The sequence below is a fragment of the Bacillus sp. Je.9.29.b genome, assembly GCF_051129925.1.
Taxonomy (GTDB): domain Bacteria; phylum Bacillota; class Bacilli; order Bacillales; family Bacillaceae; genus Bacillus; species Bacillus safensis.
This window is the reverse complement of sequence record NZ_JBCPSO010000006.1, coordinates 34,529-54,640: the sequence shown is the minus strand read 5'-3', so window position 1 is coordinate 54,640 and position 20,112 is coordinate 34,529. Positions and strand designations below refer to the sequence as shown.

Annotated in this window: 20 protein-coding genes; 15 read left to right on the top strand and 5 right to left on the bottom strand. The window is 41.9% G+C overall.

Annotated features, from left to right (window positions below; genetic code table 11):
• The first annotated feature begins 4 nt into the window (after nt 1-4).
• The gene (prpB, locus tag AAZR19_RS13135) at nt 5-922 is read left to right on the top strand and encodes a methylisocitrate lyase (protein WP_218677199.1); all 918 of its coding nucleotides are present in this window, start codon (nt 5-7) and stop codon (nt 920-922) included.
• 234 nt (nt 923-1,156) lie between these two features.
• Here the strand turns inward: prpB and AAZR19_RS13130 are convergent, their stop codons facing one another.
• Together AAZR19_RS13130 and AAZR19_RS13125 are read right to left on the bottom strand one after the other, a co-directional pair.
• Nucleotides 1,157-1,819 (bottom strand): lysozyme family protein, encoded by a 663-nt coding sequence (locus tag AAZR19_RS13130; RefSeq protein ID WP_041109460.1) that lies wholly within the window; start codon nt 1,817-1,819, stop codon nt 1,157-1,159.
• Between the two features lie 97 nt (nt 1,820-1,916).
• Complete coding sequence (locus tag AAZR19_RS13125; RefSeq protein WP_076841097.1) at nt 1,917-3,242, bottom strand: APC family permease; 1,326 nt, start codon at nt 3,240-3,242, stop codon at nt 1,917-1,919.
• Between the two features lie 184 nt (nt 3,243-3,426).
• Here AAZR19_RS13125 and czrA point away from each other — a divergent pair, with 184 nt between their 5' ends.
• Entirely contained in the window at nt 3,427-3,756 is a 330-nt protein-coding gene (gene czrA, locus AAZR19_RS13120) for a Zn(II)-responsive metalloregulatory transcriptional repressor CzrA (protein ID WP_024422670.1), read from the top strand.
• A 31-nt stretch (nt 3,757-3,787) separates the two neighbouring features.
• Here the strand turns inward: czrA and AAZR19_RS13115 are convergent, their stop codons facing one another.
• Nucleotides 3,788-4,312, bottom strand: coding sequence for a mother cell-specific membrane sporulation protein (locus tag AAZR19_RS13115; protein WP_076841066.1), 525 nt, complete (start codon nt 4,310-4,312; stop codon nt 3,788-3,790).
• 118 nt (nt 4,313-4,430) lie between these two features.
• Here AAZR19_RS13115 and AAZR19_RS13110 point away from each other — a divergent pair, with 118 nt between their 5' ends.
• The 7 genes from AAZR19_RS13110 (at nt 4,431) to AAZR19_RS13080 (ending at nt 10,444) form a co-directional block, all read left to right on the top strand.
• On the top strand, nt 4,431-5,363 hold the full coding sequence (locus tag AAZR19_RS13110) for a helix-turn-helix transcriptional regulator (protein WP_434703450.1): 933 nt from the start codon (nt 4,431-4,433) through the stop codon (nt 5,361-5,363).
• A 54-nt stretch (nt 5,364-5,417) separates the two neighbouring features.
• Nucleotides 5,418-5,891: a GyrI-like domain-containing protein gene (locus AAZR19_RS13105; RefSeq protein ID WP_434703448.1), complete on the top strand. Its 474-nt coding sequence runs from the start codon at nt 5,418-5,420 to the stop codon at nt 5,889-5,891.
• A 36-nt stretch (nt 5,892-5,927) separates the two neighbouring features.
• Nucleotides 5,928-6,647 (top strand): MBL fold metallo-hydrolase, encoded by a 720-nt coding sequence (locus AAZR19_RS13100; protein WP_434703446.1) that lies wholly within the window; start codon nt 5,928-5,930, stop codon nt 6,645-6,647.
• A gap of 3 nt (nt 6,648-6,650) precedes the next feature.
• Entirely contained in the window at nt 6,651-7,223 is a 573-nt protein-coding gene (locus AAZR19_RS13095; protein ID WP_076841062.1) for a TetR/AcrR family transcriptional regulator, read from the top strand.
• A gap of 150 nt (nt 7,224-7,373) precedes the next feature.
• Nucleotides 7,374-8,255: a hypothetical protein gene (locus tag AAZR19_RS13090; protein ID WP_434703444.1), complete on the top strand. Its 882-nt coding sequence runs from the start codon at nt 7,374-7,376 to the stop codon at nt 8,253-8,255.
• On the top strand, nt 8,218-8,826 hold the full coding sequence (locus tag AAZR19_RS13085; RefSeq protein ID WP_087975911.1) for a DUF4166 domain-containing protein: 609 nt from the start codon (nt 8,218-8,220) through the stop codon (nt 8,824-8,826). The genes AAZR19_RS13090 and AAZR19_RS13085 overlap by 38 nt, the downstream gene beginning before the upstream one ends.
• Complete coding sequence (locus tag AAZR19_RS13080) at nt 8,819-10,444, top strand: YndJ family protein (protein WP_434703571.1); 1,626 nt, start codon at nt 8,819-8,821, stop codon at nt 10,442-10,444. Before AAZR19_RS13085 ends, AAZR19_RS13080 begins: the two co-directional genes overlap by 8 nt.
• On the opposite strand, the gene AAZR19_RS13075 is transcribed toward AAZR19_RS13080, so the two are convergent.
• The gene (locus AAZR19_RS13075; RefSeq protein WP_024422662.1) at nt 10,441-10,920 is read right to left on the bottom strand and encodes a hypothetical protein; all 480 of its coding nucleotides are present in this window, start codon (nt 10,918-10,920) and stop codon (nt 10,441-10,443) included. The two genes, AAZR19_RS13080 and AAZR19_RS13075, sit on opposite strands and share 4 nt — an antisense overlap.
• A 243-nt stretch (nt 10,921-11,163) precedes the next feature.
• On the opposite strand from AAZR19_RS13075, the gene csaA reads away from it, so the two are divergent.
• From csaA to AAZR19_RS13060, 3 genes are all read left to right on the top strand, one after another.
• A complete protein-coding gene (gene csaA / locus AAZR19_RS13070) occupies nt 11,164-11,496 on the top strand; it encodes a chaperone CsaA (RefSeq protein WP_041109443.1) in 333 nt (110 codons plus the stop codon).
• Nucleotides 11,497-12,009: 513 nt separating this feature from the next.
• The gene (locus AAZR19_RS13065; RefSeq protein WP_326349581.1) at nt 12,010-13,401 is read left to right on the top strand and encodes an MFS transporter; all 1,392 of its coding nucleotides are present in this window, start codon (nt 12,010-12,012) and stop codon (nt 13,399-13,401) included.
• A gap of 24 nt (nt 13,402-13,425) precedes the next feature.
• Nucleotides 13,426-15,033, top strand: a complete 1,608-nt coding sequence (locus AAZR19_RS13060; RefSeq protein WP_434703441.1) for a glycoside hydrolase family 43 protein — start codon at nt 13,426-13,428, stop codon at nt 15,031-15,033.
• A 46-nt stretch (nt 15,034-15,079) separates the two neighbouring features.
• Here the strand turns inward: AAZR19_RS13060 and xylR are convergent, their stop codons facing one another.
• The gene (gene xylR / locus AAZR19_RS13055; protein WP_024428358.1) at nt 15,080-16,240 is read right to left on the bottom strand and encodes a transcriptional repressor XylR; all 1,161 of its coding nucleotides are present in this window, start codon (nt 16,238-16,240) and stop codon (nt 15,080-15,082) included.
• Between the two features lie 210 nt (nt 16,241-16,450).
• On the opposite strand from xylR, the gene xylA reads away from it, so the two are divergent.
• The 3 genes from xylA (at nt 16,451) to AAZR19_RS13040 (ending at nt 20,094) form a co-directional block, all read left to right on the top strand.
• Nucleotides 16,451-17,788 carry a xylose isomerase gene (xylA, locus tag AAZR19_RS13050; RefSeq protein ID WP_024428359.1) on the top strand — a complete coding sequence of 446 codons (1,338 nt, stop codon included), beginning with the start codon at nt 16,451-16,453 and terminating at the stop codon, nt 17,786-17,788.
• A 35-nt stretch (nt 17,789-17,823) separates the two neighbouring features.
• Complete coding sequence (xylB, locus tag AAZR19_RS13045) at nt 17,824-19,323, top strand: xylulokinase (RefSeq protein ID WP_226014554.1); 1,500 nt, start codon at nt 17,824-17,826, stop codon at nt 19,321-19,323.
• Between the two features lie 87 nt (nt 19,324-19,410).
• Nucleotides 19,411-20,094 (top strand): glycoside hydrolase family 11 protein, encoded by a 684-nt coding sequence (locus AAZR19_RS13040; protein WP_041109430.1) that lies wholly within the window; start codon nt 19,411-19,413, stop codon nt 20,092-20,094.
• Nucleotides 20,095-20,112: the final 18 nt, after the last annotated feature.

Here is a 20,112-nt window from a genome sequence, read left to right as displayed (position 1 = left end):
TAGCGTGTGGATCGTGAATGAAGAAAGAAGTCAGGCTGATTTAGCCGCAGTCTTTAAAGAACAAATGAACAAATCAGCTTTATTTCAAATTCCAGGCGTTCACGATGGAATGTCTGCGCTCTATGCGAAAAAAATGGGCTTTCAAGGGCTCTATTTATCAGGTGCCGCTTTTTGTGCCAGCAAAGGACTGCCAGACCTCGGCATGATCCATTCAACAGAAATGGCTGAAAAAGCGAAGGAGATGATTCGAGCTTCCCAGCTGCCGCTTTTGGTCGATATGGACACAGGTTATGGCGGTGTTTTAAATGCAGCAAGAGCGGCAAAAGAAATGGTTGAGAGCAAAGTGGCAGCTGTTCAAATTGAAGATCAGCAAATGCCGAAAAAATGCGGGCATTTAAACGGGAAATCACTCGTTCCAGTAGAAGAAATGGTCGCAAAAATCAAAGCCATCAAACAAGCGGCACCAACGCTTTTGGTGATTGCGAGAACCGATGCAAAGTCCGTAAATGGAATGGAGGATGTCATCCGCCGGGCCAATCTTTACGTAGAAGCAGGAGCTGATGCTATTTTTCCTGAGGCACTCATCACAGCAGAGGACTTCACGCATGCGTCAAGTAATATTAAAGGTCCGCTCCTTGCAAACATGACGGAGTTTGGCAAGACGCCTTATTATCATGCAGACGAATTTTCTGTATTTGGCTTTCAAATGGTCATTTATCCTGTGTCATCACTTAGAGTTGCTGCAAAAGCGTATGAGCGTTTATTTACAGAAATCATGGAAAAGGGAACGCAGCAGGGGATACTTGGGGATATGCAAACGAGAAAAGAGCTGTATGAAACGATTCATTATGATGAATATGAGGAAATGGACCAGCATTTAGCAAAAACGATCCTCCCGGAAATTGGGAAAGAGCAACGATAAAATGAAAAGCACTTCCTTGACGGAAGTGCCTCAGCGTGTAGACAAACCCTCGCATTCGTTGTCAGGTCTGTGCGCCAGTGCTCACGAATGTTAAATTCGCTCCGCTCTGGTGCTCGCCCTTCCTAGGGCTGCAAAGGTTTTCTATCACGCTTTAAAAGAAGACAAAGAGCTAAAATAAAGATCATTTTAGCCCTTTGTCAGCAATCTGAAACACTTCCTTTACGGAAGTGTTTTTTACGATGATGGTGTGGATGAAGAAGCCAATTTCATCTTTTCTTCAACTGTTTTCGTTTTTTCTTTTACTTTTTCAGCGTAAGTGAAGTCACCGTAGCAATACGGATAGCGGAAGTTATCTTTGTTGCCGCCGCACGTATAGACCTTGGGGTTTCGTTTCACTTGCTTTTTGGAGTATTGCTTTGCCAGTTTCTCGGAATGTTTTCCCCCGTTTTTTGCAACAAAATCAATATAGCCGATTCCCATGTTATAGCTTTGAATAATGGTTTCCAAATCAACGCCTTTTTTCTTCCCATGCTTGTACATAGTCGAAAAATGATGGACTCCTTGTTTAATGCTTTTCTCAGGGTCATTGATTTCATTTCGTTTCAAACCAAGAGATTCAGAGGCCTGCATTGGATCTCCGCCTCTGCCTTTTGATTCTTGATACATCATACCGAGGATTAACCCGGTATACTGATCTAAATCTTGATCTCTTAACTCTGTTTCTACAAGCGGTTTGTAATCATCCAATCTCGACAAAACAATTGATTCCGTATCAATCGGCAGCTTTTTTAACTCCTTTTGATTAAAGGAGATGGCAATGGCTGCTAATACGAAAACAAAGAGAAAAATCGTGAAACAGCCTGAAATGGCAAAACATCCTGTTTTTTTCTTTTTCAAGGTCAGTTCACCCCTGTTTTGCCCCGCTTTTAAAAGGGAAGTACAGCCTTTTCATTATGCCATATCCTGTGCAGGATACCAAGTGAAAACCTTATAATCAATCATATCCAAACGTAAATTCAGGTCTTGTTTTCAGCCTGAAGCAGAAATAAACAAAACCGATAATCAGCCAAATCATGCCAATGATTAATGCATTTGTACTGATGCTCGTTAACAGCCAAATGCAAAACGCCGTCCCGCATAGAGGGATCACGGCATATCTCAATGTATTCAGTACACCTCTTTGTTTTTGTCTGATGAAAAAGTACGCAAAAACAGACAAATTCACAAAGGTAAATCCAATTAACGCACCGAAGCTGATAAAGGAATAAATGACTTCAAGTTCGCCAACGACTGCCGTTAAGGAGAAAGCTCCGATTAACAAAATATTAAAAACAGGGGTTTTTAATCTCGGATGAATATACCCGAAGAAACGCTTTGGTAACGATTGATCTCTTCCCATTGCATATAAAAGCCTTGCTGCACTCGCATGTGACGATAAGGAGGAAGAAATGACAGCGACCATTGTGCCGGCTAAAAAGAACGAGTGGAGAAATGCGCCGCCCACAAATTCTGCAATTTCAAGTGAGGCTGCATCAGGATGTTTGAACTGCTGAAAATTTGGAAACACCTGCTGCAAAAAATAAGACGTCAACGTAAATAGTACGCCTCCAATCGCAACTGTTAAGAAAATGGCAAGCGGAATCGTCTTTTTTGGTTTAATGGTTTCCTCAGACATAGTGGAAATGGCATCAAATCCTAGAAAGGAGAAACATAAAATGGTCGCTCCTGAAAAAATAAGCGCTGGATCTAAGCTCGCTGAATAAAAAGGCCGGGCTGACAATAGCTCTCCACTGCCAGCGTTTTGCGTGAGCCCATAAATAACAAACCCAACAAAGGTGACGGCGACAATGACCTGAAACGTCACAAACAGCGCCGTAATGTTGGCTGTAAGCCGTATACCGATGACATTGACAGTCGTTATGGCGATAGCAAGTATGATGATCCAAATGTAATGAGGTACATCAGGAAAGGCTGCGGTTAAATAAGCACTTCCGATCGCAAAATTCACCATAGGCAGAAATAAATAATCCAGTAAAAGTGTCCAGCCCACAAGGAAGCCGACATGAGGATGAATACTTTTTTGCGCATATGTATAAGCAGATCCTGCTTTTGGAAAAGCCTTCACCATATTCCCATAGCTAAGCGCTGTCAATAGTAATGCAAGTAACGTAAATATATAAGCTGCAGCGACGTGTCCTTTCGTCAGCTGAGCAACAATGCCGTATGAATCAAATACGACAAGTGGATCCATATAAGCAAGCCCGATCACAACAAGTGGAAAGACAGTCAGGCTGCGTTTTAGTCTTGGCTCTTCAGTCAATTTGCCTATCAGCTCCTCTAAAAATGAATAAATAATGCTCATTTTAAAAAGAATGCTACCAAGTGTCAATGCTATTTGAATAAATCTTTTGTTTAAAGTGTGCCCGCTTTGCACGCCGGACGTTTTAGTATATGATGATACATAGAATAAGTCGTGATTTGACTAACAAGAAAGGTGAAGCGAAATGAAGGAAGAACTGAATACAAATCAAGAACAGGAACGGATGGAGCTGGATGAAGAAAGTTTATTTCTTGTCTCCCAAACGTTTAAAGCCTTATCTGATCCGACACGTATTCGTATTCTGCACCTGCTGTCTCAAGGTGAATACTCGGTAAATGATATCGCAGAAACGCTGAATCTCATGCAATCAACTGTTTCTCATCAGCTGCGTTTTTTAAAAAACCTTCGTCTCGTGAAATCTAGACGAGCAGGGACATCGATCTTTTACAGTCCTGAAGATCAGCATGTGATGGAAGTACTTGAACAAATGATTCATCATGCACAGCATGACTAATAAAAACCTTCCTACTCATATAGGAAGGTTTTTACGCATGATGCGTATGTGCTGCTCGTTTACCTGCTTTCATCATTTGATAAGAAAAAACGACATAGTAAGCAGCTAACAGAAAAAAGCTGAGCATGGTCATGGCATCATCACTCACAATATGCTGATACAGTTCAACGACACCAATTTTTGTGAGCGAATGGTTCGTCAGCTCACCCAGCTTAAAACTAAGTCGTGATAAAAATAAGCATAAAATGAAGCTTTCAATCCATTTACTCGTTTTCACATAAAGACGGCCATTTTCTTCTTTTATGCGGATCGTCTCATAGGCATGAACGGCCAGACTGCTTCCAAAGAGCATACCAATAGCGGCATAGATGAAAATGCTGTGATTTTGCCAGCCTTCTAATAAGAGAATAAGGGCAGTGAGTCCAAATACATACATTCTCATCAAAAGACTGATCGGGCGCACAAGCTGATAGCGTCTCATTCGATTCATTCGAAAGATGATGCAGATCAGCATAATGCTCCCAATGATGAATAACTGCCACACGTGATGTGTCATGATGCAACCTCCTCCTGCATGTGCAGGGATGTAAACGAATGCTGGCTGTTTCTTATCTTTACCATTCTTTCATTTTTTATCAAATCAAAACCTACATTTATGAAAAAGAGGAAAAGGCATGAAAATCGATCGTATTTTGTCTATTGTGATGCTGCTCATTAGCAAAAAGCAAGTACAAGCGAAAGACCTTGCTGAACTTCACGAAGTGAGCGTAAGGACGATTTATCGCGATATTGAGACCATCAATCAAGCCGGGATTCCTGTTGTGACAACACAAGGAGCAGGCGGAGGCATTTCACTTGTTGACGACTATCGTTTAGAGAAAAAATTATTTACCGATGATGACATTGAGCTTATTTTAACAGCCCTTGAAAGCATGACGAGTGCATACTCCTTTAAAGAAAGTGAACATGTACTGAAAAAAATCAAATCTCTCATTTCGCCACATACCGATGAAAGCGAGAAACAGCACCATGTCTTTATTGATTTAAGCTCATGGGGGAAAGACAGCCAGGCAGAAAAGAAGCTTCAGCTGATCCATACAGCTGCCTCCGCGCATCAATTCATTCAATTCACTTATCGCAACGCAAAAGGTGAAACACTTCCACGTAAAGTGGAGCCTTATACGCTTGTCTTAAAAGGAAGGCATTGGTACTTGTATGCGTTTTGTTGTGTGAAAAATGATTTTCGTCTATTCAAGCTGACCAGAATGACAGACCTCATCACCATTTCAGCATATTTCAGGCCGAAAAGAATCAAAAATGACGAGAAGCCTTGGAATGACTCTTGGCATGAAGAGCCTTCAGTCACAACGCTCACGCTCAGGCTAACGGAAGCATCAGTTGGCAAAGTGAAGGAATGGGTGGATGAGAACGAATTGATCGTATGTTCAGACGGAACCTATCTGGCAGCATTGACCGTGCCGCAAGATGATTGGCTGCACAGTTTTCTATTCCATTTAGGACCGGACGTCGACATTCTTTCACCGCAGCATATCAAGGAAGCATTTGATCTCCAATTAAAACAATTTATGAAGCGATTAGGAACTTGACACACAGTTGTCAGGTTTCTTTTTATATGATGGGAGAAAAGGAGATGAGAATGTATGTACGATATCGTCACATTAGAGAAACAATGGATTAAAGGGTTGTCTATTCGAACAACAAATGAAATAGAGAAAACAAAAGAGCGGAAGATTGCACCGCTTTGGCAGGATTTTTTTGCGCAGCAGCTATATGGGGGACAAGCTCCAGTCATAGGGCTGTATTCAGATTATGAAAAAGATGAACATGGTTCTTATTTATTTACAGCTGGAGAGTTCGCGGATCAGCAGATCGAACATGTAAAAGAGATCCCTGCGTCCACCTACGCAAGATTTCAAACGAGAAAAGGACCGATTGAAGAGGTCGTGCTTGAAACATGGCTCAAGATTTGGACGTGGGATCAGCGTCAATACCGCACTTATACAGGTGATTTTGAATGGTATGATGAAAGATCTATTGATCCAAAAGAAGCACAAATTGATATTTATATTGCGGTTGATGAAAAAATCATTGCTAAAACTAATACCATTAGTTAATATAAAACTAACGATATTAGTTTTAGGAGGGCAATCATGAGATTAACAACTTTTGACCGTCTGCACCAGCTTACATTGATGCCGCGATTATTTCCGGTAAATTGCTATGTATTTGAGGAAGAGGAAGGACTCATCTTAATTGATGCTGCTTTAAAAATGGCGGCGAACTCGATCATCGAATTTGCCCGTAAAAAGAACAAACCAATTCATAAGATTATTCTCACTCATAGCCATATGGATCATATCGGCGCATTAGATGAGGTGAAGAAGGCTTTTCCAGAGGCAGTTGTCTATTTATCAAAACGTGATGCACGCCTTTTTGAAGGTGACTTTTCCTTGCTCCCTGATGAACCTCAGCAAAAAATTAAAGGCAGTTTTATGAAAAATATTCATACAAAACCAGATGTACTAGTCGAAGAAGGAGATGAGATTGGGGCGCTCAAAGTGATTGCAACACCAGGGCATACACCTGGCAGCATTTCTTTATACGATGAAAGGTCAGGAGCTGTCATTGCAGGGGATGCACTTGTGACAAAAGGAGGCTTATCGGTTACGGGTGAGTTTCGGTGGAGCTTCCCGTTCCCGGCATTTGCCACATGGGATGCAGAAACCGCATTAAAAAGCGCTGAAAAATTACTAGCGCTGCGCATATCCTGTCTTGCTGCAGGACATGGTGACCTTATCATAGAGCCTCATGAAAAGCTTCAAGCTGCCGTTAAAAAAAGACAGCACCAGCTAATAAAAGGAGGGCAGTAAACCGTGTCGCCAAGAATGGGAATTACACAAGAAAAAATTATGGATACAGCGGCTGCATTTGTTGATGAAGAGGGCTTCTCCGCTTTGACTATTGCTACATTGTCTAAAAAGCTGAATATCAGGCCGCCTTCTCTTTATAATCACGTATCCGGCCTTCATGAGATTCAGGCAGCACTCGCAGTAAAGGGGCTCTCCATGCTTTGTGAGCAAGGGATGCAAGTCACAGAGGGGCTGGAAAAAGAAGAAGCTGTTTTAGCCTTTGCCAGACAATATGTGCAATTTGTCCGAACACACCCCGGTCTTTATGAAGCTGCCTTTTCACATATGAACGAAAAAGAAGTACGACTTGCAGCAGAGCGCCTTGTTCAGTTTGTTCAATCCATTATGTCACGCTTTGGTGTAAAAGAAGAAGAAATGACGCATGTCGTCAGAGGACTGAGAAGTTTACTGCACGGCTTTGGTGATATTTCTAATAAAAAGGGATTTCAACGAAAAGAACAGCTTGAAGAAAGTGTGAGCTATGCGGTTCGGCTCTATATCACAGGTGTATTGCAAAAAGAAGATCTGTCTATTTGACAGGTCTTTTTTTTACAGTGAACTGATATCATAGAAAAGCATTTCTTCTGGAACCATTTTTTTGCGAGAAAAACGAATAAAGATTTGACAGTTTTGTGAAACATGGTATGCTTATTATGTGAAATAATTCACATAGAGGAGTAGAGGCAGATGAAAAGAAAGCCTGTTTATGTGGAAACAACCATTCATGCACCTTTAGAGAAAGTATGGGAATATACGCAAAATCCAAAGCTTCATGAACAGTGGGATTTGCGCTTTTCAACCATTTCATTAAATGGACCTCAAGATGAACAGCCCCAAACCTTTTTGTATGAAAAGCATCTTGGATTTGGTGTAAGTGTCACAGGGACAGGAGCATATCGAACAAGAATGATGGATGAACGGAATGAACGGGCATCCTCGCTTAAATTCAAATCGTCACACCCGTTGTCTTTTATCAAAGAAGGCGGCGGCTATTGGAAATATGTGAAAACGAACGATCATATTGTGTTTCAAACGCAATTTGATTATGAACCGAAAGAAGGAAAAGGATGGGCGTGGGCAGATCGATTTCTTTTTCGCCCGATGATGGGGTTTATGACGGCCTTTAGTTTTGGCGCACTAAAGACGTGGCTTGAAAAGGGTACGCACCCTCGGTTGTTACTGGAGAGAACACTTGCCCATTATGGAATTTGTTTGCTGTTTGCCATCGTCTGGCTATGTCAAGCGATTATCCCTTTTTCACATTCTGCTTTTGATCATAGCACCGGATTTCGGTTGTTTTATGCCCTTATAGGCGTATCATGGCTGATACCTAAGCTATCAAAGAAATATTTGTTCATTCTTCAAAGTGTGTTTCTGCTGATGATGCTTTGTATCGGGATCCTATCCCCCCAAACGACACTCCATGAGCCGCTTGTGATGAGTGCATTTTTGATCCTATCCATTGCAGGAATGATTAATTTAAAAGATTGTATAGACGTATTTTCGATCAAACGAAAAAGGGGAGATAGACATGGTCGTTCATCGTCATCAAGTAAAGGAATACGATAAGCTTCATCCAAAATTAAAAGAGAGATACAACCGTGCGTTTACCGCTGAAGGCACTATGGAAGAAATAGGCGGCGGAACGAGGCTCATTCGATTTTTCTTCAAAATTGGTCCACTATTTCGCTGTTTTTTCCCTGAGAGAGGAAAAAACATTCCTTTCCGGATTGTGAATAAACCCTTTATGACAAATAAGGGAGAGGAAGGCATGCACTGGTTTCGTACGTTTTATTTCCCAAAGAAGGAACGGCACTTTGATGCAGATATGATCATTGATGAGAAGAGTCATAAAGTACTAGACTATTTTGGAAAGCCTAGACTTCTTATGTCAGAGCTTCATTTTACAGTAACAAAGCATGGGTTCCTTCACATTCAATCCGGCCGGCAGAAGCTGTTGATGTTAGGACGTGAGTGGCCGCTGCCTTCATGGCTTTACGGTGTGTCAGATGTCACAGAAGGCTATGAGGAGCACACGGGTGAGTATACCATTGATGTGCATGTGAAAAATCGACTGTTTGGGACCCTTTTTACATATAAAGGCCGGTTTACTGAAAGGGTGATGTCTCATGATGAATAAATGGCATTTGTTATCAAGCCTCGTCTTCATGTGCTGTTTTATCGCCACCCGTTTGATGACAGGTCCGGTAGCAGAGTTATTTGTACTGATAGCCATTCTGTTTTACCTTCCTGCAGTTTTAGCCTTTTTTGTAAAGGAAGAGAGTGAGAATAAGCCGGGGATACTGCTCGGCTTTTTAATGAAAGCCTTTCCATTAGCTGCTCTTTGTGCAACGGCTGCATTTATCTATCATTCTGCCTTGTTTGCATCGGGATGGTTTTTGTATACGATTCTTTTGGCGTTATATGGCTTTACTCGTTTGCTGAAAAGGGGAATCTTTCCGCTTCATGAATTGATGACGGATGGTGCATGGATGTATCTCGCTTTGGGCGGACTGTGGTTTTGGCTCTACACGGCAGATATACAGGTGATGACCTTTTCACCAATCATCGTGCTTTTGACCGCTATTCATTTTCATTACTCGGCTTTTTTTATCCCGCTTTTCTATGGATTATTAGGGAGACATCGAGAAAAAGAGACAGCTTTATACAAAGCGGCAGGCTGGGTGATTTTGCTGTCGCCTGTGATGATTGCTGTTGGGATTAGCTTCTCTCGTCTATTTGATACGTTCAGCGTCACGCTATATGTCATTGCACTCTACTTGTACGGTATTCTTTGTATGAAAACAAGGTTTCGATCGACTGTGGCAAAAGTGCTGATTGTGTTTTCTAGCTGCGTCTTAATGGGAACGATCGTGCTATCTCTTCTTTATTCCGCTGGGATGCTCATGCGCGTGACCTACATCAGCATTGATCAGATGATTTGGTTTCATGGCAGTATTAATGCCTTTTTTGTTATTTTACCAGGTCTGATTGGATGGCTGATCGAAGGGCCAAAGGATCAATTGAAGCAGAAGGACTTTCCGATATCAAAAGTGCATGGCCGTTTTCATTTGATCTCTTTTCAAAAGGAAAGAATGGGTGATCGAGAGAACCTCGGTTTAGTCGATTCACTTGATGATTTAAATGGAACGACATTTTCAGCTGATAGGGTGTCACCTGTGATTCGAAGGTTTTATGAGAATCCGATGGCGTTTACGTTAAAAGCAGCAGTCTGTTTTCATTGGTGGGTGAGGCCGTTTGTTTTTTTACTTCAGCCCATGTTTAAGAAAATAGGCCAGCTCTATTTGGGGGCACCTCGTATACCTTATAAAATGAAGGGGCGTCTGACTACATTTCAACATCCGAAAGAAGGGCGAAAGAATGTCAGGGCGTGGATTCGTTATAACGAAAAAGGAGAGCAGGTCTTTTTTGCACTTTATGCTCATCATCACGATGCAGCTGCGGGCTATATGAATATTGCGCTGCCGCTTCCATATTCTCAGCTGACCGCCATTTTAAAACCTTTTAATGAAAAGGAAGACTTTCTATTAAAAAGTGCATGTCCAAAAGGCAGTACCGGTGACGAAGGATTGTATTTGCATACGCCTTTTATCACCATGAAACTGCCAATGGAAGAAAGCTTTCATATGAAGCCGGAGACAGATAAAAGTCTCACAGCGGTTCATCAAATGAAGCTATTCGGTATTCCCTTTTTAACGATTCATTATCAAATTGACAGTGGGAAGCCATCCTGTTAATCAATGATGTCACATGGTTCACCGTGCCGAATGATGTTCACAATTGCTTGCCCATCACTCGGATGATGATCTGCATACTGGACTGGCAGCAGTGCAAAAAATACATAGTAGACTGAGAAGTAAGCAAATTGATAGAAAAATTGATGTTCTGGCAGGATATCATTGGCGATCATTGTATTCAGTATGAGAACACTGAGCAGGTTGCATAATGATCCGCCTAGGTAGACAAGAATGTGCGAGAATCGGTTATTTTTCCTCATTTCTTCATAATGGCAAAATGCATCTAGAAAATAGATTCGTCTAATTTCAACAACGCCTATTTTCAATACTTTTTTGCCTCTGCCAAGAGCAAAAGAAACCTTTGCGCCAAACATCCATGCGACCATAATATGGCCAAGCTGATGCAGGATGGCAACGATAGGAAGAATGACGAAAAACGACCAGCAAAATGTCCACATATCTGATAATGTAAACAAGTGTTAACCCCTCCCCAAAATATTTGGGAGGAAGCAGTAGGATTATTTGCCATTTTACTGAATTCATTTTCAGGATGCAAACATTTAATACACGACGATAAAAACATTATGTAAACTAAAGGGTGGTTTTTGCGGTGAATCGGCTTTTTGACTCACTTTTTTACGAAATGAATGTGCTACAATGAAAAAACAATAGATGAACCTAGTAAATGTACCTACCCTTGAATGAAAGGAGAGAATCAGATGGCAGATATTGAACAGTTTTTGGCGTTAGATATTCGTGTTGGGACGATCATTGAAGCAGAATTCTTTGCAGAGGCAAGAGTACCTGCATTGAAACTCAAGATTGATTTTGGTGAAGAGATTGGTCTAAAGCAATCCAGTGCTCAGCTGACAAAACGTTATACGGCTGAGAGTCTCACTGGCAGACAAATCGTAGCAGTCGTCAATTTTCCGCCTAGAAGAATTGCAGGGTTCAAATCAGAAGTGCTTGTCTTAGGGGGCATGCCGTCAAAAGAAGACGTGGTTTTACTAGCCACAGATGAGCCTGTTGAAAATGGGACAAAAATAGGATAATAAAAAAGACATCTTCCTGAGAAGATGTCTTTTGCGTATTGAGGCGGAATAACCACACGCCACATTCGTGTGTGTCTCAAGGAGACATGTTACCCGACTTACACAATTCAGCTCATCGCTTGATAAATATAGCATGGGATGAGCTGAATTGCAACCATTAAATGATTCATTTCAGTTTTTCACGTCATTTCAGCAGAAAAATGACAAGAAATCAATTATTTGGATTATTTTTTCAAAAAATATTGAAAAGTCAGATCAGATTTTATAAAATGAATTCATCTTAGTTTGTTTAGTCGATAAACTAAGATGAATTCCAAGTGATGAGCCGGCCATTAAAGGGGATGATTCCGTCATTCAAATCATTTGCTGTGTATGTGGGCTAAGCTGAAAGGATCAGATGTTCAGCTTCATTTTTACAACAAATTGAAAGCGCTTTATATTCTTTGCATTGACTGCTGCTGCCCTCCATCATCTGTTCGTTAGAAGAGGCTAAGAGAAGAAGGGAGAAAGCTCATGGTAAGTGAGAATTTAAAAAAGATTCGTATGTCTGAAAAAGTGGGATATGCTTCAGGAGATTTCGCATGTAACTTAATCTATGCAACTGTCTCTACGTATCTATTATTTTTTTATACAGATGTGTATGGTTTATCAGCGGCGGCAGCAGGGACGATGTTTTTAGTTGTCCGCGCCATTGATGCGCTTGCAGATCCGTTTATTGGTGCATTGGTGGATCGAACGAACAGCCGTTTTGGCAGGTTTAGACCTTACTTGTTATTCGGTGCGTTTCCTTTTGTGGTACTTGCTATCCTTTGCTTTACAACACCTGATCTTTCTGAAATGGGTAAACTCGTTTATGCCTACATCACGTATGTTGGTTTATCGCTTACATACACATTCATCAATGTTCCTTATGGTGCTTTAACATCCGCAATGACAAGAAATAACCAAGAGGTTGTCAGTATTACGTCTGTTCGTATGCTTTTTGCTAATCTCGGAGGTCTAGTTGTTGCTTTTTTTGTTCCTTTTCTTGCGACTTTTTTGAGCGATAAAACAGGAAATACAGCCCTCGGCTGGCAGATGACGATGGCTTTTCTCGGCGTTCTTGGCGGTGCATTACTTATTTTCTGTTTTAAAAGCACAAATGAACGTGTCACGCTTCAAAAGCCGGAGGAAAAAATTAAGTTCAGTGATATCTTTGTGCAGTTACGTGTCAATCGTCCGCTTGTTGTATTAAGCATTTTCTTTATTATTATTTTTGGCGTGAACTCGATCAGTAACTCTGTTGGGATCTATTATGTGACGTATAACCTCGGTAGAGAAGATTTAGTGAAATGGTACGGACTCATTGGCAGTCTGCCAGCATTAATGGTGCTGCCGTTTATTCCAAAACTGCACAAGCTGTTAGGAAAGAAAAAGCTGCTGAATTATTCATTATTGCTGAATATTGTAGGTCTTCTTGCATTACTTGTGATACCGCCGAGTCAAATCACTTTAATACTTGTTTTCAGGCTCGTCGCAGCTGCAGGGAGTATTACAGCCGGTGCTTACATGTGGGCGCTCATTCCTGAAACCGTTGAATATGGCGAATATAAAACAGGAAAAAGAATGGGCGGGCTCATCTATGCCATCATCGGATTTTTCTTTAAATTTGGGATGGCATTAGGCGGGATTGTGCCAGGGCTTGTACTCGATCGCTTTGGCTATGTTGCGAACCAATTGCAAACACCAGAAGCTTTACTGGGCATTTTAATCACGACAACGGTGATTCCTGTATGCTTACTGATTTTAGCGATGGTGGATATTAATTTTTATAACCTAGACGAAGAAAAACATAAAAAAGTCGTACGGGAGCTTGAGAATAGAGACAAAGTGTATATCGATCATATGGACGATTTTAAAATGTAGGTCTCTGAAAGAGGAGGAAGTTCAATGAAGATTACCAATCCAGTGCTCAAAGGGTTTAACCCTGATCCAAGTATTTGCCGTGTAGGAGAAGATTATTATATGGCTGTCTCTACATTTGAATGGTTTCCAGGGGTGCAAATTTATCATTCAAAGGATCTCGTCCATTGGCGCCTTGCTGCGCGTCCTTTGCAAAAAACGTCGCAGCTGGATATGAAGGGAAATCCTGACTCTGGCGGGGTATGGGCGCCGTGCTTAAGCTATGCTGATGGGCAGTTTTGGCTTATTTATTCAGATATCAAAGTAGTGGATGGCCCATTTAAAGACGGTCATAATTATTTGGTCACGGCAAGTGAGGTGGACGGCGATTGGAGTGAACCGATCCGGCTCAACAGCTCCGGCTTTGATCCATCTTTATTCCATGATCACAGCGGGAAGAAATACGTCTTAAATATGCTGTGGGATCATAGGGAAAAGCATCATTCGTTTGCAGGTATTGCCTTGCAGGAATATAGTGTGGCAGAAAAGAAGCTCATCGGTCAAAGGAAGGTCATTTTTAAAGGCACACCGATTAAACTGACAGAAGCGCCGCATCTGTATCATATTGGTGACTACTACTATTTATTAACGGCAGAAGGAGGTACCCGGTATGAGCATGCAGCAACGATTGCCCGGTCCTCGCATATTGAAGGGCCTTATGAGGTTCATCCTGATAACCCGATTTTAAGTGCCTTTCATATGCCTGAACATCCGCTTCAAAAATGCGGGCATGCTTCAATCGTTCAAACGCATACAAATGAATGGTATCTCGCTCATCTCACTGGCCGCCCGATTCAATCAAGCAAGGAATCTATTTTTCAACAGAGAGGGTGGTGCCCTTTAGGAAGAGAAACAGCGATACAAAAGCTTGAATGGAAGGATGGCTGGCCTTATGTTGTAGGCGGAAAAGAGGGGACGCTAGAGGTTGAAGCGCCAAAGATCGAAGAAAAGGTTTTTGCACCAACCTATCATACAGTCGATGAATTTAAAGAATCAACTCTAAATAGACACTTTCAAACATTAAGAATTCCGTTTACCGATCAGATTGGTTCGTTAACGGAGAAACCTCAGCATTTAAGGTTATTCGGCCACGAATCTTTAACGTCTAAGTTTACCCAAGCATTTGTTGCAAGACGCTGGCAAAGCTTTTATTTTGAAGCAGAGACAGCTGTTTCGTTCTTCCCAGAAAACTTTCAGCAATCAGCTGGTCTTGTGAATTATTATAATACGGAAAACTGGACAGCACTCCAGGTGACATATGATGAGGAACTTGGCCGCACGCTTGAACTATCTGTCTGTCAAAACCTTGCCTTTTCTCAGCCATTGACACATAAAATCATCATTCCTGACGAGGTCACTTATGTCTATTTAAAAGTGACCGTTCGAAAAGAGACATATAAATATTCTTATTCATTTGATCAAAAAGAGTGGAAGGAAATTGATGTACCGCTTGAATCCATCCATTTATCCGATGATTTCATTCGAGGTGGGGGGTTTTTTACAGGGGCATTTGTCGGTATGCAGTGCCAAGATACGAGCGGCGAGCGTCTTCCTGCTGATTTTCACTATTTTCGCTATGAGGAAACAGACGAATAAAAAAGACAACTCGCTACGAGCTGCCTCTTTTTGAAAAATATATAGATCAGGTTGTGAGGGTGGCATCTTGCAGAAAAGCTTCTATGACAAGAGATGTCATCCCCAATACTGGTGCATTGTGTCCTAATGATGAAGGGAGCAGCTCTACATGTGAGCTGAATTGCGTATCCATTCGCGAGGATACCTCCTCCTCAATTACATGTAGAACCGCCTGATGTGATTCAATCACTTTGTTTCTTAAAATAATGGCTTGCGGGTTAAAGGTATGCAGGACGTTTGTGAGACCGACCCCAAGGTAAAAACCAAAGTTGCGCAGGGCATTGAGCGTTTTCATATCATTTAATTTGGCCAGCTGTTCCAGGTCTTGATGGGAGATGTGCTGATCATCTGTTTGAAGAGACTGAAACAAGGCTTTCTCAGAAGCATACAATTCCCAGCATCCACGGTTCCCGCAGCTGCATGTCGGTCCGTTAAAATCGATTGTCATATGTCCCATTTCACCAGAAAAGCCGTACGCCCCTCTGTATAAATGATGATCGATGATGATTCCGATCCCGATGCCAGTGCCGATGCTTGCATAGATCAAATGGTCATAATGTTTAGCGGCACCAAAGATTTTTTCACCATATGCACCGGCATTTGCTTCATTTTCAATGAAGATCGGTACTTGGAATGTGTCTTGGAGCGTGGTTTTCAGATCAACGTTTTTCCATTTGGAATGAGGCGTAAACACGATTTGTTCACCTGCATCCACTAAACCATGTATGCATAGGCCAATGCCAATGAGCCCGTATGGGGAAGAGGGCATTTGTGTGATAAGCTGCTGTATTAATTCAATTAATTTACGTATTGTGACCTCAGGAGAGCTGGGTGGGAGCTTGATCTGCTCTTCGTAAAGAATAGACCCTTCAAGGTCAGTTAATATGCCATTGACGTAATCAACGCCGACATCGATTCCGATGGAACAGCCAGCACGTTTATTAAACATCAGTAAAACCGGTCTTCTCCCGCCGCTAGACTCACCTTGACCGATTTCATAGACAAGATGTTCTTTCATTAACGTACTTACTTGAGAGGAAACAGTCGATTTATTTAATCCAGTGCGTTCAGATAATTTTGCTCTCGAAATGGGCGCATGCTGGAGAATTTCTTTTAATAATAGTTTTTGATTTATTTTTTTTACAAAGTTCTGATCAGCGATATCCACTTTATCCACTCCATTTGTTTCGTCTTTAGATTAAGTTGAGAAGAGCTGCTTTTTTTCACATGTATTTAGTAAGAAAGATGATTTTAACTTTATTATAACGAAAATATTTCTAAAAAACTAAAAAATATGGAAAATTCAAAGTGAGTTTCTCATAGATTGATCATTAGTTTGTTGAATCAACTTACAAAGTGTACTCAGGAGGAATGAAGAATGACCAAATCAAATATGAAAACGTTATACAGCTTAGAAGGAATCGGCAAAATTCAATATGAAGGAAAACAATCAAAAAATCCACTCGCCTTTCAATACTATAATCCAAGCGAAGTGATTGGCGGAAAAACAATGAAAGACCACCTGCGTTTTTCAGTCGCTTATTGGCATACATTAACTGCTGATGGAACAGACATGTTTGGAACTGGCACGATGCAAAGAGCGTGGGACTCTTATAGCGGAATGGATTTAGCAAAAGCTAGATTGGAAGTCGCTTTTCAGCTTTTTGACCTATTGGATGTTCCGTATTTTTCATTCCATGACCGTGATATCGCGCCAGAGGGGGAGACGCTTCAAGAGACCAATCAACAATTAGACATTATTTTAGAAAGAATGAAAGAATACATGAAGCAAAGCGGAGTAAAGCTGCTGTGGAACACGGCCAATATGTTCAAGCATCCTAGATTTGTACACGGCGCTGCGACATCTTGTCATGCAGATGTCTTTGCCTATGCGGCCGCACAGGTCAAAAAAGGCATTGAAACCGCCAAAGAACTCGGTGCAGAAAATTATGTTTTCTGGGGTGGACGAGAAGGGTACGATACGCTGCTCAATACAGATATGAAAAGAGAGCTTGATCACATGGCGGCTTTCTTGCATATGGCTGTTGATTATGCAAAAGAAATTGGGTACACTGGCCAATTTTTAATCGAACCAAAGCCAAAGGAGCCAACCACTCATCAATACGACACAGATGCAGCGACATCCATCGCCTTTTTAAAACAATACGGATTAGATTCCCATTTTAAATTAAATATTGAGGCCAATCATGCGACACTGGCCGGCCATACGTTTGAGCATGAATTACGTGTCGCAAGAATACATGGGCTGCTCGGTTCTGTTGATGCAAACCAAGGCAATTCGCTTCTTGGATGGGACACAGATGAATTTCCAACCGATCTGTATGCCACAACTCTTGCCATGTATGAAATTCTGCAAAATGGCGGTCTAGGGTCTGGCGGTCTTAATTTTGATGCAAAAGTGAGAAGAGCTTCCTTTGAACTTGAAGATATTTTATATGCCCATATTGCCGGGATGGATGCATTCGCAAAAGGACTGCGCGTCGCTCATAGACTCATAGAAGACCGTGTGTTTGAGGATGTCATAAAGCACCGGTATCGCAGCTTTTCTGAAGGAATTGGACGTGATATTTCAGAAGGAAAGGCAAACTTTCATACGTTAGAAGAATATGCGCTGAAACATCCTTTGATCAGAAACGAATCGGGAAGAGAGGAACAGCTGAAAGCCCGTTTAAATCAATACTTGTTAGAAGATTAATTGAAGGGGCTGACCTGTTTTGAAGGAGTGAAAACATGAAATATGTGATGGGAATTGATCTTGGAACGAGCGGGGTCAAGGCGATATTAGTGGATGAGAGCGGGAAGGTGTGCTGCGAAGCCTCTAAGCCGTACCGCCTCATTCAAGAAAAGCCTGGATATTGTGAGCAGCACCCCGAGGATTGGGTAAACCAGACAATGGCTGTGATGAAAGAACTGATGGCAAAGCAGCCTGTTCATTCAAGACAAGTAGAAGGCATCAGCTTTTCCGGCCAGATGCATGGATTAGTTCTATTAAATGAATCTCGCGAAGTGCTCCGCCCTGCAATTTTATGGAATGATACACGAACGACAGCACAATGTGCACATATTACAAAAAAGCTGGGAGACCGGCTGCAAAAGATCACAAAAAACCAGGCGTTAGAAGGATTCACACTGCCAAAATTATTATGGGTAAAGGAACATGAACCACATATTGATCAGCAAATCGACATGTTTTTACTCCCAAAAGATTATGTCAGATTTCGTTTAACTGGCGCTGTCCATATTGATTATTCTGATGCGGCTGGCACTTTGCTGTTAAATATCGGTGAACAGACGTGGAGTGAGGAGATTTGTCAGGCATTTGATATTTCTCCTCATATTTGCCCGCCGCTTGTCACATCAGAGGCGGAGGTTGGTACACTTTTGCCGCACATTGCACGTGATGTTGGGATGAAAGAAGGCGCGAAGGTTTTTGCCGGCGGGGCAGATAATGCTTGCGGAGCAATTGGTGCTGGCATCTTGTCCTCTGACCGCACGTTATGCAGCATCGGCACATCTGGGGTGATTCTCTCCTACGAAGAGGATCATGAAAGGGAGCTTCAAGGGAATTTACATTTGTTTCATCATGCAAAAAAAGACGCTTTTTACACAATGGGTGTCACCCTTTCAGCAGGATATAGTCTTAACTGGGCAAAACACTTACTGGCTCCTGAGGAATCGTTCCAATCACTTTTAGAAGGTGCGGCTCATGTAGCGCCAGGAGCGAAAGGATTGCTCTTTACTCCCTATTTAGTCGGGGAAAGAACACCTCATGCGGATTCGATCATTCGCGCAAGCTTGATTGGATTAGACAGCAGGCATGAAAGGGCACATGTTGTCAGAGCTGTGTTAGAGGGGATTACCTTTTCGCTAAATGAATCTATCGCATTATTCCGGCAGGCAGGAAAAAACATAGATTCTATTGTGTCCATTGGCGGCGGTGCGAGAAGTCGGACTTGGCTTCAAATGCAAGCAGACATTTTTCAGGCTGAAGTCATCCAGTTAGACAATGAACAAGGGCCTGCTTTAGGTGCAGCGATGCTTGCCGCGGCTGGATGCGGATGGTATCCGTCACTTGAAGTATGTGCACATCAGTTGATCCATCAAGCCGCTGTTTATGAGCCAGAGCAGCAGCATGCAGAAGTATATGCCGATCTATTTCATTTGTATCAAAGGATTTATACACAAACAAAAGACATCCATGCCGGGTTAGAGCAGTATCGTTCCATCTAGCAGAAAGGGCTGCATGAAAGGAGGTGATGGGTTTTTCATCTTAGGGATGACAGAACAATACGGATGAAAAAAGGAGAGGGATGGAAAATGAATTTGAAAAGAATGAGGCTGTTGTTTGTGATGTGTATTGGATTTGTGCTGACACTGACGGCTGTGCCAGCTCATGCGGAAACGATTTATGATAATAGGATAGGGACACACAGCGGATACGATTTTGAATTATGGAAGGATTACGGAAATACCTCGATGACACTCAATAACGGCGGGGCATTTAGTGCAAGCTGGAACAATATCGGAAATGCTTTATTTCGAAAAGGAAAGAAGTTTGATTCCACTAAAACTCATCATCAACTTGGCAACATCTCCATCAACTACAACGCAGCCTTTAACCCGGGCGGGAATTCCTATTTATGTGTCTATGGCTGGACACAATCTCCATTAGCTGAATACTACATTGTTGAGTCATGGGGCACATATCGTCCAACAGGGACGTATAAAGGATCATTTTATGCCGATGGAGGCACATATGACATATATGAAACGCTCCGTGTCAATCAGCCTTCTATCATTGGAGACGCTACCTTCAAACAATATTGGAGTGTACGTCAAACAAAACGCACAAGCGGAACTGTCTCCGTCAGTGAGCATTTTAAAAAATGGGAAAGCTTAGGCATGCCAATGGGAAAAATGTATGAAACAGCATTAACTGTAGAAGGCTACCGAAGCAACGGAAGTGCGAATGTCATGACGAATCAGCTGATGATTCGATAAAAGCATATGAAAAAAGCC